Annotated in this window: 13 protein-coding genes and 1 tRNA gene; 7 read left to right on the top strand and 7 right to left on the bottom strand. The window is 74.5% G+C overall.

The features are described from left to right. Window positions 1-35: 35 nt before the first annotated feature. Complete coding sequence (locus tag CCN42_RS06075; protein WP_211294638.1) at window positions 36-647, top strand: TMEM175 family protein; 612 nt, start codon at window positions 36-38, stop codon at window positions 645-647. Window positions 648-650: 3 nt separating this feature from the next. Here the strand turns inward: CCN42_RS06075 and CCN42_RS06070 are convergent, their stop codons facing one another. Further along, window positions 651-1,814 carry a Gfo/Idh/MocA family protein gene (locus CCN42_RS06070; protein WP_086733525.1) on the bottom strand — a complete coding sequence of 388 codons (1,164 nt, stop codon included), beginning with the start codon at window positions 1,812-1,814 and terminating at the stop codon, window positions 651-653. A gap of 133 nt (window positions 1,815-1,947) precedes the next feature. Here CCN42_RS06070 and CCN42_RS06065 point away from each other — a divergent pair, with 133 nt between their 5' ends. After that, window positions 1,948-2,952 (top strand): LacI family DNA-binding transcriptional regulator, encoded by a 1,005-nt coding sequence (locus CCN42_RS06065; RefSeq protein WP_086733523.1) that lies wholly within the window; start codon window positions 1,948-1,950, stop codon window positions 2,950-2,952. Here CCN42_RS06065 and CCN42_RS06060 read toward each other — a convergent pair. Next, a complete protein-coding gene (locus CCN42_RS06060; RefSeq protein WP_086733521.1) occupies window positions 2,942-3,286 on the bottom strand; it encodes a cupin domain-containing protein in 345 nt (114 codons plus the stop codon). The two genes, CCN42_RS06065 and CCN42_RS06060, sit on opposite strands and share 11 nt — an antisense overlap. 10 nt (window positions 3,287-3,296) lie before the next feature. Beyond that, the gene (locus CCN42_RS06055) at window positions 3,297-3,758 is read right to left on the bottom strand and encodes a DMT family transporter (protein ID WP_143661857.1); all 462 of its coding nucleotides are present in this window, start codon (window positions 3,756-3,758) and stop codon (window positions 3,297-3,299) included. 103 nt (window positions 3,759-3,861) lie between these two features. Here CCN42_RS06055 and CCN42_RS06050 point away from each other — a divergent pair. Beyond that, a tRNA-Pro gene (locus tag CCN42_RS06050) sits at window positions 3,862-3,935 on the top strand. 199 nt (window positions 3,936-4,134) lie between these two features. Here the strand turns inward: CCN42_RS06050 and absR1 are convergent. Next, entirely contained in the window at window positions 4,135-5,220 is a 1,086-nt protein-coding gene (gene absR1, locus CCN42_RS06045) for a beta-glucuronidase AbsR1 (protein WP_086733517.1), read from the bottom strand. Window positions 5,221-5,318: 98 nt separating this feature from the next. Here absR1 and CCN42_RS06040 point away from each other — a divergent pair, with 98 nt between their 5' ends. Then, window positions 5,319-7,154: a LuxR family transcriptional regulator AbsR2 gene (locus tag CCN42_RS06040; RefSeq protein WP_086733515.1), complete on the top strand. Its 1,836-nt coding sequence runs from the start codon at window positions 5,319-5,321 to the stop codon at window positions 7,152-7,154. Between the two features lie 325 nt (window positions 7,155-7,479). On the opposite strand, the gene CCN42_RS06035 is transcribed toward CCN42_RS06040, so the two are convergent. Next, complete coding sequence (locus CCN42_RS06035; protein ID WP_245877168.1) at window positions 7,480-10,044, bottom strand: CHAT domain-containing protein; 2,565 nt, start codon at window positions 10,042-10,044, stop codon at window positions 7,480-7,482. A gap of 158 nt (window positions 10,045-10,202) precedes the next feature. On the opposite strand from CCN42_RS06035, the gene CCN42_RS06030 reads away from it, so the two are divergent. From CCN42_RS06030 to CCN42_RS06020, 3 genes are read left to right on the top strand one after another with little or no spacing between them, the layout of a single operon-like run. Further along, window positions 10,203-11,633, top strand: coding sequence for a S8/S53 family peptidase (locus CCN42_RS06030; RefSeq protein WP_086733511.1), 1,431 nt, complete (start codon window positions 10,203-10,205; stop codon window positions 11,631-11,633). Beyond that, entirely contained in the window at window positions 11,630-12,268 is a 639-nt protein-coding gene (locus CCN42_RS06025) for an RNA polymerase sigma factor (RefSeq protein WP_086171790.1), read from the top strand. Before CCN42_RS06030 ends, CCN42_RS06025 begins: the two co-directional genes overlap by 4 nt. After that, the gene (locus CCN42_RS06020; RefSeq protein WP_245877167.1) at window positions 12,265-12,804 is read left to right on the top strand and encodes a hypothetical protein; all 540 of its coding nucleotides are present in this window, start codon (window positions 12,265-12,267) and stop codon (window positions 12,802-12,804) included. The genes CCN42_RS06025 and CCN42_RS06020 overlap by 4 nt, the downstream gene beginning before the upstream one ends. A 21-nt stretch (window positions 12,805-12,825) precedes the next feature. Here CCN42_RS06020 and CCN42_RS06015 read toward each other — a convergent pair whose 3' ends face one another. Next, window positions 12,826-13,611 carry an N-formylglutamate amidohydrolase gene (locus CCN42_RS06015; RefSeq protein WP_086733509.1) on the bottom strand — a complete coding sequence of 262 codons (786 nt, stop codon included), beginning with the start codon at window positions 13,609-13,611 and terminating at the stop codon, window positions 12,826-12,828. Window positions 13,612-13,717: 106 nt separating this feature from the next. After that, window positions 13,718-15,937 carry an NADP-dependent isocitrate dehydrogenase gene (locus CCN42_RS06010; RefSeq protein WP_086733507.1) on the bottom strand — a complete coding sequence of 740 codons (2,220 nt, stop codon included), beginning with the start codon at window positions 15,935-15,937 and terminating at the stop codon, window positions 13,718-13,720. Window positions 15,938-16,105 lie beyond the last annotated feature (168 nt).

Below are 16,105 nucleotides of genomic sequence, written 5' to 3'. Positions count from 1 at the left end.
CGCAGGACGGGTCCCGGCTCCCTACCGTCGTGCGCATGTGGAAATCGAACCCGGACGGCAGCCCCGAGCGGCTGATCGCGCTCGCCGACGGGGTGTTCGCCATCGCCATCACCCTGCTCGTCCTGGACCTCACGGTGCCCCGGGATCTGAACCCCGAGCAGTACCGCGAGGCCCTGCGCGAGCTGCTGCCCGACCTGGGAGCCTACGCGCTGAGCGTGCTGGTGCTGGGCGGTTTCTGGCACGGCCACCGGACGATCTTCCGCTGGGTGCGCCAGGTGGACGGACAGGTCGTCGCGCTGTCCGTGCTCGGGCTGGGCGCAGCCGCACTGGTGCCCTTTCCCACCCGGCTGATGTCCGACTACGGCGGCGAACCCGTCTCCGTCGCGATCTACGCGGGGGCGGTCGCCGCGCTGGGCGCCACCCATGTCGGCTTGGTCGCGCTCCTGACCCGACGCCCCTGGCTGTGCGGCCGGGTGGCACCCGACGAGGAGTTCGCGCACCACATCCGCGACCTCTCGGCCACCGTCGTCGTGTTCCTCGTCAGCATTCCGCTCACCCTGGTGCTCGGGGCGGCGGCCGCCTGGTGCTGGCTCCTGCTCGTCCCACTCAAGGTGTTCATGGGGCGGCGCGCCCGGAGAGCCCGCTGACCCTCACCCCACCGCGTCCGGCGAGACCCAGGCCCCGCTCTCGGCGGAACGCGCCATCGCGTCCAGGACGGCGGCGCTGCGCACGGCGTCCGTGAGGGTCGCGCCGTGCGGCACGCCCTCGGCGATCGACCGCAGGAACCGGTACGCCTCGATCACCTTCAGGTCGTCGTAGCCCATGGCGTTGGCGGCCCCCGGCTGGAACGCGCCGAACTCGCCGTCGCCCGGGCCGACGTACACCGTGCTCACGGGCTGGTCCTGGTAGCCCTCGCCGCGGCAGACGCCCAGCTCGTTCAGCCGGCGGAAGTCCCAGAACACGGCGCCCTTCGTGCCGTGCACCGCGAAGCCGTAGGCGTTCTGCTCGCCGACCGAGACGCGGCAGGCCTCCAGCACCCCGCGCGCGCCGGAGGCGAAACGCAGCAGGCAGCTGACGTAGTCCTCGTTCTCCACCCGGCCCGGCTCCCCGCCGGCCGCGCGGCCGTGTCCGGCCGTGGCACCGGCCGGGCGGGCCCGCTCCGGCACGAACACGGCCGTGTCGGCGGTCACCGAGGCGATCTCGCCGAGCAGGTACCGGGCCAGGTCCACGCCGTGCGACGCGAGGTCGCCGAGCACCCCGCTGCCACCGCGCTCCCGCTCGTAGCGCCAGGTCAGCGCGGCCTCGGGGTGGGCCGCGTAGTCGCTGAGGAGACGGACGCGGACATGGGTGGGCGTGCCGATCGCGCCCTCGGCGATCAGCGAGCGGGCCGTCTCCACGGCGGGCGCGTTGCGGTAGTTGAAGCCGACCGCGCCGCGCACCCCGGCCGCCGCCACCGCGTCCGCCACCGCCCTGGCGTCCTCGGCGGTCAGGCCCACCGGCTTCTCGATCCAGAGGTGCTTGCCCGCCTCGGCCATCGCCACGCCGATCTCGCGGTGCAGGAAGTTCGGAGCGGTGACGCTGACCGCGCGCACGCGTGGATCGGCGGCCACCTCCCGCCAGTCGCGGGCCGTCCCGGCGAACCCGAACTGCTCGGCGGCCCGCTCGGCCCGGCCCGGCACCTCCTCGGCGACCGTCACCAGCTCGGGCCGCAGCGGCAGCTGCGGATAGTGATGCCGGACCCGGGCGTAGGCCTGGGTGTGCACCCGGCCCATCCAGCCGAACCCGACGACCGCGACGCCCAGCGTCTCCGCCATGACAGCCCCTCTCCGCCCGTCTTTGGACCGGTCCATCGCCTGTCCGGGGTCACCTTGGGTGCCGCCACTGACCGGTGTCAACCCTCCGCGCCGCCTTTGACAAGGCGGCGCGGAGCATGGAACGGTCCACGCCATGAGACCGCCGACGATCCGCGATGTGGCCGAACGGGCCGGGGTGTCCAAGTCGCTGGTCTCGCTCGTGCTGCGCGGCTCGACGCAGGTGCGGCCCGAGAAGCGCGACGCCGTGCTGCGGGCCGTCCGGGAGCTGGGCTACCGGCCCAACGCCGCCGCGCGCAGCCTCAGCGAACAGCGCACCCGCACCATCGGCGTCCTGCTGCACGACCTGCGCAACCCCTGGTACGTCGACCTGCTCGACGGCCTCAACTCCCTGCTGCACACCGCGGGACTGCGCACCGTCCTCGCCGACGCCCGGCTCAACCGCCGCACCGGCCAGGACCCGGCCGGCCCCTTCCTCGACCTCGGCGTCGACGGTCTGGTCGTCGTCGGCACCCTGCCCGACCCCGCCGCGCTCGCCCCGGCCGCCGCGCGCATACCCGTGGTGGTCGCCGGGGCCCGCGAGGAGGTGCCGCCCGGCGTCGACCTGGTCGCCGGCGACGACACCCGGGGCGCGCGGCTCGTCACCGAGCACCTCATCGGGCTCGGCCACCGCCGGATCGCGCACATCGCGGGCTACGGCGCCGTCGGCGGGCTGCGCCGGCGCAGCTTCGAGGCGACCGTGCGGGCGCACGGCCTGGCCGAGGGCGCGCTGGTCGAGCCCAGCGACATGACGGAGGAGGGCGGCTACCGGGCGACCGTACGGCTCCTCGGGCGCGCCGACCGGCCCACCGCCGTGCTAGCCGTCAACGACATCGCCGCCGTGGGCGCCCTGTCCGCGGCGGCCGAACTCGGCCTGCGCGTCCCGCACGACCTCTCCGTGACCGGGTACGACAACACGGCCGTCGCCCGGCTGCGCCATCTGTGGCTCACCACCGTCGACCACGCCGGGCACGAGGTCGGCCGCCGCGCCGCCCGCTGCCTGCTGGACCGCTTCGACCGGCCGGGCGGCGAGGGCCGCACCCATCTCGCCGCGCCGACCCTGGAGATCCGCGGGACGACCGCCCCGCCGCTCACAGACTGATCGCGTACGCCTTGCGCAGCGTGTCGTGCACCGTCCAGGTCGTACGGTCACCCTCGCGCAGCACCGCCATGTCCCCGGGCCCGACCCTCAGCGTCGGCCCGCCCTCCACCTCGATCGTCGCCGACCCGCTGAGCACGACGAACAGCTCGTCCGCCTCGGTGTCGGTCACCACGCCCGGCGTGATCTGCCAGATCCCGCGCACCTGACGGCCGTCCGCCGACTCCCACACCACCTTCCCGGTGACCTCGGGCGTCCCGGAGAGGATCTGCCCGGGCTCCAGCGGCTCCGGTTCGAGCTCGGCGTCGGGGACGTGGACAACGAAACTGTGGGTCATACGGCCGACCCTAGCCAGCCGCACCCCCGCCCCGGTGCCGACAGAGTGTGCGGGATCGGCCCCGCCGGCCGGACACTTCGTCGCGCACCCGGCCGGAACGCTCGGCCGGCCCAGCCGGGCGGGCCGTTCCGTTGCCGACTGCCCGGACCGGCCGGCCGACGAACGACCGGTCCTGCCGGTCCGGCCGGTCCGGACGGCCGGCGCGCACTCGGCGCGGCGTTCGGCGCGGACCCGGGCGGGCTCGGGTGCGCCGGGCCGCCATGCTCACCGCGTTCGCCGTGCCGACCGCCGCGATCCCGGCCCACTCCCACGCCCCCAGCCCCTCGCCGAGGACGAGCCGGCCGGCCACGGCGGCCGGCACCGGGTTGACGCTCATGAACAGCCCGGAGGTGTTCGCCGGGACCCGGCGCAGGGTGAGCAGACCGGCGAGGCAGGGCACGGCGGAGGTCAGCACGCCGGCTGTGCGGGGCACCTGCGGTGCGGGCCCGCCGAACATGGAAGCGCTGGGGAAGTGGGTCCCGCACATGAGGTAGGGTTGACCTGCACGATCACGCGGGAAACCGCGTGTTCGCCGCCGGGACGTGGCGCAGCTTGGTAGCGCACTTGACTGGGGGTCAAGGGGTCGCAGGTTCAAATCCTGTCGTCCCGACACGGCGAAGGGCCCTCACAGGGAGAACCTGTGAGGGCCTTTTTCGCTGCCCGGACGTGTGCGAACGGCGCTGAGCCGGTCCTCCTCGACGACGCGGCAACGGCGTGGCCGAGCGCGTCATCTCCCCCGTGGATGACGCGCTCGGCCGCTCCCCCGGTGCCGGACTGTGGTCTTCGGGTCCGCGCGGTGGATCCGACCGTCACCAGCACATGACGGCCGTCTCTCCCGAACCCCATGCGGAGTACAGGCGCACGCGGACGACATAGCGGCGGCCCTTGACGAGCCGGGCCCGGACGGTGGCGTTGCCGGCGGTGCCGCCGTCGTCCTGGGCGGTGAGGTAGCGCGGTTCGCCGTCGCGTTCCTCGAAGACCACGACGACGGTGTCGGCGGCGCCGAAGACGCCCACCGTGTACTCCCGGGTCTCCGGCGGCTCCACGGTGAAGTCCGCCTGCCCGCCGGGCGCCAGCCGCAGCGGTGCCGACCGGAACGGCACCAGCGCGCAGGGCCGCGGCGCGCCCGCCGGCGGGTACCAGCGCAGCGCGAACTCCTTGTCCGCCGCCGACAGCGTGCCCGGCGGAAGCAGCCCCCCGCGGTACTGCTCCGGCTCCAGGATCAGCCCCGGCGGGAACGGATACCCCATGATCGACTGCGGGTCCCACACCGCGCCGTTCACCTCGTCCCGCTCCAGCTTGCGCAGGATGTTGCCGTACGTCCGGTCCCGGCTCCAGAAGTTGGGCGGGCCCGCCAGCTCCTCGTAGACGGCCTCGTCGTCCCAGTGGATACCGGCGTACGGGCTCTGGTGCTCGTGCGTCATGCCCAGCGCGTGCCCGATCTCGTGCAGGGCCGTCGCGCGCTCCCCGGGCGCGGTCAGGTCCCAGCCGAAGTTCATGGTGCGCTCGTGCAGTCCCACCCGCAGGGCGTCCCGGCCCACGATCGACCAGGACCCGTCGCCGGGCTGGAACCCGATGCGCAGCTCCGCCTCCGACCGGTCGCCGACCTCGGTGAAGGTCAGCCCGATGCCGAGGCGCTGCCACTCGTCGAAGCACTCCCGGACGACGTCCTGCTGTTCCTTCGTGCCCGCCCACGGCATCCGCCGGGTCTCCCCGGTCCCCGGCACGGGGATGACGGAGCCGTCGGTGTCGCCGTCGAAGAAGTAGTAGTGCAGCACGGTGCCGTTGACCCACATCCGGTGGCCCCGGACGAGCGCACCGATCCGCTCGGCGGCCAGCCCCGGCGCGAAGGCGGGGGCGGGCTGCTGCGCGAGGGAGCAGTAGCGTGCGGTCATGGGCCCAGACTGCCGTCCGGCGGCCCCCGGGCGCCTGAGTCGGGGTCTACTCAACCGCCCCTGTATCAGGACTGAGTAGCGCGACTCCTGCTGATGTGATGACTTACGAACAGGACGCGAAGACCCTTCACCTGCCCTGGCCGTTCACCGGCCGGGAGGACGAACTGGAGCTGGTCCGCCGCTCGATCGCGGCCGGCCGCCCCGGCATCGTGGTCACCGGCCCGGCCGGCGTGGGCAAGACCCGGCTGGTCACGGAGGCCGTCCGCGGCACCGACTGTGTCCGGACGGCCGGCAGCCCCGAGTCCCGGGACATCCCCTTCGCCGCGTTCGCGCACCTGCTGCCCGAGTCCGTCACCCTGCACCGCGCGCTCAAGGTGCTGTCCGGCGTACGGCTGCTGCTGGTCGACGACGCCCACTGGCTGGACGGCTCCTCGGCCGCCCTCGTCCACCAGCTCGCCGTGCACGGCCGCACCCGCCTGGTGGTCGTCGCCACCGACGGCGCGCCCGCGCCCGGCGCGGTGTCCCGGCTGTGGACGGGTGAACTGCTGCCCCGGCTCGCCCTGCGGCCGCTGCCCCCGCAGGAGACCGCGCAACTCGCCGCGGCGGGCGCGGGCCGACCCCTGGAACCGCTCACCGTACGGCGCCTGCACCGGCTCTGCCAGGGCGATCTGCGGCTGCTGCGGGACCTGCTGGGCGCGGTGCGCGAGGACGGGCTGCTGACCCGGGTGCCCGGCACCGACGAGTGGGCCTGGCGGGGCCCCGTCCCGGTCACCCCGGCCGTCCGCGTGCGCACCGCGCCGGTCCTCGACCGCACCGACCCCGTCGAGCGGGAGACCCTCGACCGGCTGGCCTTCGCCGAGCCGCTGGCGGCCGACGCCGACGCCTTCGACCTGGACGTGCTCGAACACCTGGAGGCGGCCGGGCTGATCGACCTCGACGAGCGGCACGGCCTCCGCCTCGCCCACCCGCTGTACGGCCCGGCCCTGCGCGCCACGGCCGGGCGGCTGCGGGCCCGGCGGCTGGCCGGCACGCCCGGCCGGTACGGCTCCGCCCTCGCCGCCGAGACGGCCGCGCTCACCCGGTCGATCACCGAGGCCGACGTCCGGGACCGGTCCGCGCCCGTGGGGGAGTGGCTGACGGCGGAGGGCCATCCGGTGCCGTGCGGGCACGCCGCCGTGCGCGCCCGCCACGCCCGGCTGCGCGGACAGCTGCCCGAGGCCGCGGCCTGGGCCCGGGAAGGGCTGCGGCACGACCCGGACGACCTCTCCTGCCGTACCGAACTGTCCCTGGCCGCCGCGCAGTCGGGGGACGCCACGGCGGCGTACGACGCCCTCGGCGGGTGTACGGCGCGGGGGACCGCGGCGACCTGGCTGGCCGCGGCCCGAGGCGAACCGGAGGAGGCGGACGCCGGCCGGGAGATCCCCGGCGAGGACGTCCTCACGCTCTACGACGCGGTGCGTCTCGGCGCCCCCGAGACGGTCCTCGGCCGGCTGCCCGCGGGCAGCGTCTTCGCCGAGCACGCCGCCGCCCTCGTCCGCCGGGACGGACCCGCCCTGGACCGGGCGGCCGCCCGCCTGGCGGAGCGCGGCCTGCTGCTGTTCGCCGCCGAGGCGTACGCCCAGGCCGTCCCCGTGCACCGCGATCCGAGCGCCGCCCGCACCGCCCGCACCCGCGCCGTCGCCCTGGCCCGCCGCTGCCCCGGCGCGCGCACCCCGGCCCTGTCCGGCCTGGTCCTGGGCGAACTCACCGCCCGGCAGCGGCAGATCGTCACACTGGCCGCAGCCGGCCTCAGCAACCGGCAGATCGCCGAACGCCTCACCCTGTCCGTCCGCACCGTCGGCAACCACCTCTACAGCGCCTACGCCCGCCTCGGCGCCGGCGACCGGGGCTCGCTGCCGTGGCTGGTGGAGCTGCCCGAGGTACGGTCCGCCTGACCGGCCGGGAGCCGGGTCCCGAGCGTGGCGTCGTCTCGGGGCCCGGCCACCCGGGTCGCACCGGTGGACGGGCAGCCGCTCGATGAACCGGCCCGCCCCACCAGGCACGCACCTGCCGTTCGCGGCATGCCGCGCCTGGACCTGGCCGTTCCCGTGAAGCACCTTGACGGTCCCGGGGAGAACCTGACCGCGCACGTGCCGTCACGCATCGCGATCGACGGCTGACACAGCGGTGGATCCGGACCGTTCAATCTCGGACGAAGTCAGGCGGGAGTGCGGGCGCCCGCGCCGCCCGTCGGCCCGGCACCCGCGCTCCACCTGACGTTCACGCGGCTCCGAACGCGGTGAACGCCCACCCCGTCGCCTGGTGCAGGGCGTCACCCGGCAGGGCCGCGCGGGCGTCGCGCAGGGCCTCGGCCAGGGACAGCCCGGCGCCGATCCCCTTGTGCAGGGCGAGCATCAGCGGGACCACCGCGGCGTCGTTGACCGGCGCGCTGCTCGCGACGACACCTGCCGTACCCAGCGGCAGCAGCGCGGTGACCAGGCCCAGCAGCTCGTCCGCGCCGACCGAGGCGAGCCGGGCGGTGTCGCAGCTGGACAGGATGATCCGGTACGGGCTGCGGTCCAGGCGCTCGAAGTCGTGGACGATGAGCGGGCCGTCCGCCATGCGCAGGGACGAGAACATCGGGCTGTCCGCACGGAACGTGCCGTGCGCGGCGATATGGGCGAGCGCCGCGCCGTCCAGCTCCCGCAGCACCCGCGGCACCCGCGCGTCCTCCTCCTCCAGCACCCGCGCCTGCGGGTACCGGTCGGCCACCTCGGGCACCTCCGCGCCACCGGTCGCCAGGCCCGGCCCGCGGACCAGCACCTGCCCGCCGCCCGGCGGCGGCTCGGTCTCCCGGGCCCGCAGCCAGCTGCTCGCCGACGGCGACACGCTGACCACCCGCTCCCGCAGCGACGGCAGCAGCGCCCACGGCACCCGGTGCAGCCGCGCGGGCGGCACGATCACCACCGGCCCCGGGCCCAGATGCGCGGCGGCCGGCCCGAGCAGCAGCTCCTCCAGACGGCGGCCCGCCGCCTCCACCACCGGCAGCCGGCCCTCGGCCCCCGGATGGGCGAGCCGCCGCAGACCGGCCTGCACGTGCTCGGCCTCCACCTCCGCCTCCGCCAGCAGCCCCGCCTCGAACCGCCGCACCCGGCCCCGCCCGCACAGCAGGACGTGCACCCGCCCGTCCAGGACCGCCAGTTCCACCAGCCGGGTCTCGCCCAGCCGGTCCAGCAGGCGGGCCACGTCGAAGCGGTGCCCGTCGCCGGGCGCGTCCCCGCGGATGTGCAGCGTCCGGGACCGCACCTCCCGCTCCAGCCGCCGCTGTTCGCGCTCCAGCGCCGTTATGGGGCGGCCCTCCCAGCGGGCCGCCTCCGCGCGGGCCGCGATCTCCCGGAACGCGGTCAGTCCGCTCAGCAGCGCCGGATCGGCCGGGGGCCGCGTCGGCGGCGCGGACAGCACGGTGGCCCGCCAGCGCTCGCTCCACACCAGCAGCCGGCGCGGCCCGCCCCCGGCGAGGCTCGCCCGCTGGGCCAGCGCGGCCAGCTCGGCGCCCTGCTCGGTGGCCCGCGCCCGCAGCTCCGACGCGCCGAGCGTCATGCGGTGGTCGTCGAGGACGTCGAGACCGCGCCGGCACGCCTCCAGCACGCCCCGCGCAGACCCGGCCGCCCGGGCCCGCAGCGCCTGCGCCGCCCACCCCGTCATCCGGGCCAGCGGCGGCCCGCTGTGCCGGCTGCGCGCGGCCACCGCCAGATGGCGTTCCGCGTCCGCCGTCCAGCCCAGGGCCAGCGCGATCCGGCCCGCCAGCAGCGACGCCTCCGGCGCGGCGGGCGCCCCGAACGACGCCAGCCGCTCGGCCACCGCGGCGGCGTCCGCGACCAGCCGGCCCGAGCAGCGCCCCGCGGCGACCCGCGCCTCGATGAGCACCAGCCGGGCATGCGTCTCCCACCAGGTGCGCCGCTGCCCGGCGAACAGCCGCACCGCCACCGCCGCGCGGGCTATCGCGGTGTGCGGGTCGCCCGCCAGCCGGGCCGCGCGCGCCGCGGCGAGCAGCAGCTCGGCCTTGCGGGTGGACTGCCCGCCCATGCCGTCCAGGACGGCGATCGCCGCGTCCGCCTCGGCCAGCGCCTCCGGGGCCAGACCGGCCGCCATCAGCACCTCGCAGCGCCGGATGTTCAGCATGAACGTCGGCGTGCCCAGCTTGGCGTACCGCTCCTCCGCCTCGTCCAGCAGCCGCAGCGCGGCCGGGATGTCCCCGGACCGGAACGCGGCCAGCCCCCGGCTCTCCACCGCGTCGGCCTTGTCGTGCTCCTGGCCGGTGGTCTCCCACAGCGCCTCCGCGGCCGTGAAGTCGGCGTCCGCCCGCTCCACCGCGCCCAGCGCCAGGTGCACGGTCGCCCGCAGCGTCAGCGCCCGCGCGGTCCAGATCACGTCGTCCGCCTGCCGCAGCACGGGAATCGCCCGGCGTACGTCCTCCAGCGCCTCGCGGTGATGGCCGAGCACCCACCACACGTACGCCCGGCGATACCGCACCCGCGCCCGGGTGTGCCCCGTGCCCCGCGCCACGCCCCGGTCGAACGCCGCGAGGCCCTGCCGGGTGCGGCCCGCGTGCACCAGGGCCACGCCGAGCGTGCCGAGGACGTCCGCCTCCCGCTCCGCTGAGTCCGCGCGCGCCGCCAGGTCGCGGGCACGCCGCAGATGGTGCAGGGCGATCCGCAGATCGCCGAAGTCCCGCTGCCAGATGCCGATCACCTGGTGCGCCACGGAGGCGTGCAGCGGTGAGGGACCGGTGGCGAGCACCTCCTGGGCCCGGTCCAGCGCCTCGTTGGGGGCGGCGAACACCATCGGCAGCAGTTCGAGAACCGAGTCGCTTCCCGCTCTCACCCCACGGATGGTAGTGGCCGCCGCCGCGCGGAACCACGGGCCACCGATTCGTCTCTGTATCAGTCGGCGACATCACGGCTCTAGTTGACGAACGTCGCGACAACGGGGAGGAAAACGCCATGGCACCACAGCGATTCCGGGAGCAGTTCGACCAGATCCAGCGCGCGATGCGAGACGTCCCGCTCGCCATGGGACCGGACGACTCCGCGGAGTTCCTCTACGAGAAGGGCGTCGTCCTCGCCCGCGACGGCGAGGAGGCCGAGATCGTCGAGGACGCCGTGCGCACCTTCTTCACCCAGGCGCCCGACCTCACCCCCGACACGGTGCGCCGGGCGAGCCCGCGACGGAACCGCTCCGGCATCACCCGGATCCAGGTCGGCGACCCCGGGGAGGGCGCCCCGGGCGCGGACCGGGCGGTGGCGGGCGCGCTGCGGGCGCTGCGGCAGGCGGAGGGCCGCGCGGGCCGCCGGCTGGTCAGCCGCAACCACGTGGTGTCGATCGCGGTCAACGCCTGCCCCGGCGACGAACCCGCCCCCGCACCGCCGCACGAGCCGCCGAACCCGGCCGCCGCGGAGGGCCTGCACGACCCGGACACCGCCGTCGGCGTCCTCGTCGTCGACACCGGCCTGATGAGCGACTACCGCTCCTACCCGCTGCTCGCGCACACCGACGGCGACCTCCAGCTCCAGGAGACCGACGAGCAGGGCGTCCTCCAGCAGTACGTCGGACACGGCACGTTCATCGCCGGGCTGGTCGCCGCCGTCGCGCCCAACACCGACGTCACCGTGCGGAACTCGCTGAACGACGCCGGGGCGATCCTGGAGTCGGAGTTCGGCGAGAGACTCTTCGACGCGGTCGACGCGAGCGGCTGGCCCGACATCCTCAGCCTCTCCGCGGGCACCTCCAACGGCCGTACCGACGGACTCCTCGGCGTCCAGGCGTTCATGGAGGAACTGCGCGAGCAGCACACCCTGCTCGTCGCCTGCGCCGGCAACAACGCCAGCGCCACCCCCTTCTGGCCCGCCGCCTACGCCGACCTGCCCGAGTGGCAGGACAGCGTGCTGTCGGTCGGCGCGCTGCGCGGCGACGGCGAGTTCGGCGCCTGCTTCAGCAACCACGGGGCCTGGGTGAAAGTCTACGCCCCCGGCGAGCGCCTGACCGGCCCCCTGACCGGCTGGGCCGCCCCGGTGCCGTACGTGTACCAGCACTCCACGTACGACGCCTGCCGCTACGGGTTCGGCTACGGCTGCACCTGCCAGTTCCCCCGGCACACCGGTGTGCTCAGCGACGAGAACGCGCTCGCCAAGCCGGACCAGGTGATGTTCCAGGGGCTCGCGCAGTGGAGCGGCACCTCGTTCGCGACCCCCGTGGTCGCCGGGCTGATCGCCGCCCACATGACGGCGCACAAGGAGACCGACCCGCGCGCCGCCCGCAGGCAACTGCTCGCGGCGAACACCGAGTTCGCGGAGGTGCGCGGGGCGCATGTGCCGGCGCTGCTGCCGCCCACCTGGCGGGCCGTGCCGGCCGAGCCGCCGGTGGCCGTCGCATGAACACCGGAGCAGTCCCCGCCACGGCGTACGATGACTTGCCGTACACGAGGGGTGGGGCCGTGGACCGTGCAGATGTCGGCGCGCTCGTCCAGTCCGCCGTCGACGGCGACGCGGCGGCCTGGAAGGCGCTCGTGGAAGGGCTGAGCCCGCTGGTGTGGTCGGTCGTGCGCGCCCACCGGCTCTCCGACGCCGACGCGCACGAGGTATATCAGACGGTCTGGTTCCGCTTCGCCCAGCACCTCGGCCGCATCCGCGAACCGCACAAGGCGGGATCCTGGCTGGCCACCACGGCGCGCAACGAGTCGCTCAAGGTGATCCGGGGCTGGCAGCGGCTGACGCCGACCGATGATCCGCACCTGCTGGACCGGGTCAGCGAGGACCGTACGCCGGAGCAGTCGCTGCTCGACTCCGAGGAGGCGGCCGCGCAGAGCGAGCGGGTCCGGCGGCTGTGGCAGGAGTTCGAGGAGCTGGGGGAGCGGTGCCGGCAGCTGCTGCGGGTGCTGATGGCGTCGCCGCCGCCCAGCTATCAGGAGGTGTCCGCCGCCCTGGGCATCGCCGTCGGCAGCATCGGGCCGCTGCGCCAGCGCTGTCTGCGCCGGCTGCGCGCCCGACTCGACGCACGGGGAGCATCGTGAACCACATCGACAACGGCGACAACGGCAGCAACGGAGACAACCGCGCGGCCGGCGCCGACGACGGCTTCGGCGGGGAAAGCGTCCTCGACGAGGCGGAGTTCGGGGCCGGGCTGCTGGAGGAGGAGCTGCGCCAGGCCGCGGCCATCCTCGACCCGGTCCCGCCAGAGCTGCGCCGCCTGGCCGTGGACGCCTACGCCCTGCACGACCTCGACGCCCGGCTCGCCGAGCTGACCTTCGACTCCCTGGTGGACGCCATCCCGGTGCGTGGCGCGACCGACGTGCCGCGGATGCTGACGTTCCGCACCGGCGAGCTGAGCGTCGACGTCGAGGTGACCGCGCACGGACTGATCGGCCAGCTGCTGCCGCCGCAACCGGCCCGCATCGAGGTCCTCGGCGGCCCGCACCCCGCCGCGCCGGCCACTCTCACCGCCGACACCATGGGCCGCTTCGCCGGCGAGCTGCCGCGCACCGGTCCGTTCGCCCTGCGGTTGCGGACCGGCGGGGAGGTGGTCGTGACGGAGTGGATGCGGGCGTGACCGCGCCGCGGGCCCGGGACGTCAGCGCGGTACGGCGGTGACGAGCGCCGCGAGCGCGTCCGCCAGCCGCTCCAGCCCGGGCCCGGCCGGGCCGCCCGGCTCCGTCATGTAGGTGTCCCGGCGGATCTCCACCATCAGCGCGCAGACCCGCGGGTCCGTTCCGTAGTACTCCAGCGGTACGTACGTCCCGCTGAACGGGCTGTCCAGGCCGGTGTCCTCCCCGAAGGCGCCGCGCGCGGCGGCGAGCAGTCCGGGCGGCGTGTGGAAGGAGTCGGTGCCCAGGCAGACGGGCGGACGCGGGCCCGCGCCGTGCAGTTCGTAGGGCAGAGCCTCGCTCGGGTACGAGTGCACGTCGATGATCACCGCCCGGCCGGTCGCGGCCAGCCGCCCGGCCACGGCCTGGGCCATGGCCCGCGCGTACGGCCGGAAGTACCGCTCGATCAGCGGCTCGGGGTCGTGTCCGTCCGCCCGCAGCACCTCCTTGTGCGTGGTCCGGGTGTACACGGCCCCCATGCCCACGGCGAGCATCTCCTCCCGCTCGTCGGGGAACCGCTCGGGATCCACGACCAGCCGCGCCAGCCGGTTCACGAACCGCCAGGGCCTGACGGCGGCCAGGTCCGCCGCCCGCGCCGCGATCCGCGCCGTGTGCGCGTCGACGATGTGGTCCAGCTCCCGCTCCAGCGCCGCGTCGTCCAGCACGATCCCCGCCCGCACGTCCGCCGGTATCTCCCGCGCGGAATGCGGCACATGCAGGATCACCGGCGAGTCGTCGGCACCGGGCAGCAGCTCGAACGAAGGACGGGACACGGGGCGGCTCCGAAGATGCGGGGACGGGGGACGGGCAGACGGGTCCGCCCCGGTCGGGCAGTGTGCCGACCGGGGCGGTTACGGAGAGCGTCTTGCGGGGCGAGCGTCAGCTCAGGGACGCCAGGGCCTCGTTCCAGGTGGCCGAGGGGCGCATGACCTCGGCGGCCTTGGCCGGGTCGGGCTGGTAGTAGCCGCCGATCTCGGCCGGCTTGCCCTGGACGGCGTTCAGCTCCTCGACGATCTTCTGCTCGTTCGCCGCGAGCGTCTCGGCGAGCGGGGCGAAGGCCTTCGCCAGCTCCGCGTCGTCGGTCTGCCTGGCCAGCTCCTGCGCCCAGTACAGGGACAGGTAGAAGTGGCTGCCGCGGTTGTCGATGCCGCCGACGCGACGGGTCGGGGACTTGTCCTCGTTGAGGAAGGTCGCCGTGGCCCGGTCGAGGGTGTCGGCGAGCACCTTGGCGCGGGTGTTGCCGGTGAACGTGGCGTACTGCTCCAGGGACGGCACCAGGGCGAAGAACTCGCCGAGGGAGTCCCAGCGCAGGTAGTTTTCCTTGACCAGCTGCTGGACGTGCTTCGGCGCGGAGCCGCCGGCGCCCGTCTCGAACAGGCCGCCGCCCGCCATCAGCGGGACGACCGACAGCATCTTGGCGCTGGTGCCCAGCTCCAGGATCGGGAAGAGGTCGGTCAGGTAGTCACGCAGGACGTTGCCGGTGACCGAGATGGTGTTCTCGCCGCGGCGGATGCGCTCCACCGACAGCTTGGTGGCCTCGACCGGGGGCAGGATGCGGATGTCCAGGCCCTCGGTGTCGTGCTCCGGCAGGTACTGCTCGACCTTGGCGATCAGGTTGGCGTCGTGCGCGCGGGTCTCGTCCAGCCAGAACACGGCCGGGTCGCCGGTGGCGCGGGCGCGGGTGACGGCGAGCTTCACCCAGTCCTTGATCGGCGCGTCCTTGGTCTGGCAGGCACGGAAGATGTCGCCCTGGGAGACCGGCTGCTCGATCACGACGTTGCCGGCCTGGTCGACCAGGCGGACGGTGCCGGCGGCCGGGATCTCGAAGGTCTTGTCGTGGGAGCCGTACTCCTCGGCCTTCTGCGCCATCAGGCCGACGTTCGGCACCGAGCCCATGGTGGACGGGTCGTAGGCGCCGTTGGCCCGGCAGTCCTCGATGACGGCCTGGTAGACGCCCGCGTAGGAGGAGTCCGGGATGACCGCGATGGTGTCGGCCTCCTGGCCGTCCGGGCCCCACATGTGGCCGGAGGTGCGGATCATCGCCGGCATGGAGGCGTCGACGATGACGTCCGACGGGACGTGCAGGTTGGTGATGCCCTTGTCGGAGTCGACCATCGCCAGGGCCGGGCCCTCGGCCAGCTCGGCGTCGAAGGAGGCCTTGATCTCGGCGCCCTCGGGCAGCGACTGAAGGCCCTTGAAGATGCCGCCGAGGCCGTCGTTCGGGGAGAGGCCGGCGGCGGTCAGCGCCGCGCCGTAGCGCTCGAAGGTCTTCGGGAAGAAGGCGCGGACCACGTGGCCGAAGATGATCGGGTCGGAGACCTTCATCATCGTGGCCTTCAGGTGCACGGAGAACAGCACGCCCTCGGCCTTGGCGCGGGCGACCTGGGAGGCGAGGAACTCGCGCAGGTGGGCGACGCGCATCACGGAGGCGTCGACGACCTCACCGGCGAGGACCGGTACGGACTCGCGCAGCACGGTGGTGGTGCCGTCCTCGGCGACCAGCTCGATCTTCAGCGCGCCGTCCTCGGCGATGACGACCGACTTCTCGGTGGAGCGGAAGTCGTTCTCGCCCATGGTGGCCACGTTCGTCTTGGACTCGCCGGTCCAGGCGCCCATGCGGTGCGGGTGGGTCTTGGCGTAGTTCTTGACCGAGGCCGGGGCGCGGCGGTCGGAGTTGCCCTCGCGCAGGACCGGGTTCACGGCGGAGCCCTTGACCTTGTCGTAGCGGGCCTTGATGTCCCGCTCCTCGTCGGTCTTCGGGTCGTCCGGGTAGTCCGGCAGCGCGTAGCCCTGGGCCTGCAGCTCGGCCACGGCGGCCTTCAGCTGCGGGATCGACGCCGAGATGTTCGGCAGCTTGATGATGTTGGCCTCGGGCGTCTTGGCCAGCTCGCCCAGCTCGGCCAGCGCGTCCGGGATGCGCTGGTCCTCGGTGAGGTACTCCGGGAACACGGCGATGATGCGCCCGGCCAGCGAGATGTCCCGCGTCTCCACGGCGACACCCGCCTGCGAGGCGTACGCCTTGACCACCGGCAGGAAGGAATACGTTGCCAGGGCCGGGGCCTCGTCAGTGTGCGTATAGATGATGGTCGAGTCAGTCACCGGGTGCTCCGCTCCACGTCTGCAACATTGCTCGACATCAAGATATCTCGTGATCGGCTCCGGATCGACAGGGGCCGGGTCCGGGTCCGAATCCGCGGGTGCCCGATCGGGGACGGTCCAGGACACGACCTCGCGTGCATGGACATGACCGGAAGGGGCAGGTGTCGC

It is taken from the genome of Streptomyces glaucescens (assembly GCF_002154375.1).
GTDB classification, from domain to species: domain Bacteria; phylum Actinomycetota; class Actinomycetes; order Streptomycetales; family Streptomycetaceae; genus Streptomyces; species Streptomyces glaucescens.
This window is presented reverse-complemented; position numbering and strand designations above follow the sequence as displayed.

Coding starts and splice junctions, on each gene's coding strand:
- CCN42_RS06065 (WP_086733523.1), top strand. CDS start 1,948: ATGAGACCGCCGACGATCCGCGATGTGGCCGAACGGGCCGGGGTGTCC.
- CCN42_RS06035 (WP_245877168.1), bottom strand. CDS start 10,044: ATGGTGTTCGCCGCCCCCAACGAGGCGCTGGACCGGGCCCAGGAGGTG.
- CCN42_RS06040 (WP_086733515.1), top strand. CDS start 5,319: ATGACTTACGAACAGGACGCGAAGACCCTTCACCTGCCCTGGCCGTTC.
- CCN42_RS06030 (WP_086733511.1), top strand. CDS start 10,203: ATGGCACCACAGCGATTCCGGGAGCAGTTCGACCAGATCCAGCGCGCG.
- CCN42_RS06025 (WP_086171790.1), top strand. CDS start 11,630: ATGAACACCGGAGCAGTCCCCGCCACGGCGTACGATGACTTGCCGTAC.
- CCN42_RS06075 (WP_211294638.1), top strand. CDS start 36: ATGTGGAAATCGAACCCGGACGGCAGCCCCGAGCGGCTGATCGCGCTC.
- absR1 (WP_086733517.1), bottom strand. CDS start 5,220: ATGACCGCACGCTACTGCTCCCTCGCGCAGCAGCCCGCCCCCGCCTTC.
- CCN42_RS06060 (WP_086733521.1), bottom strand. CDS start 3,286: ATGACCCACAGTTTCGTTGTCCACGTCCCCGACGCCGAGCTCGAACCG.
- CCN42_RS06070 (WP_086733525.1), bottom strand. CDS start 1,814: ATGGCGGAGACGCTGGGCGTCGCGGTCGTCGGGTTCGGCTGGATGGGC.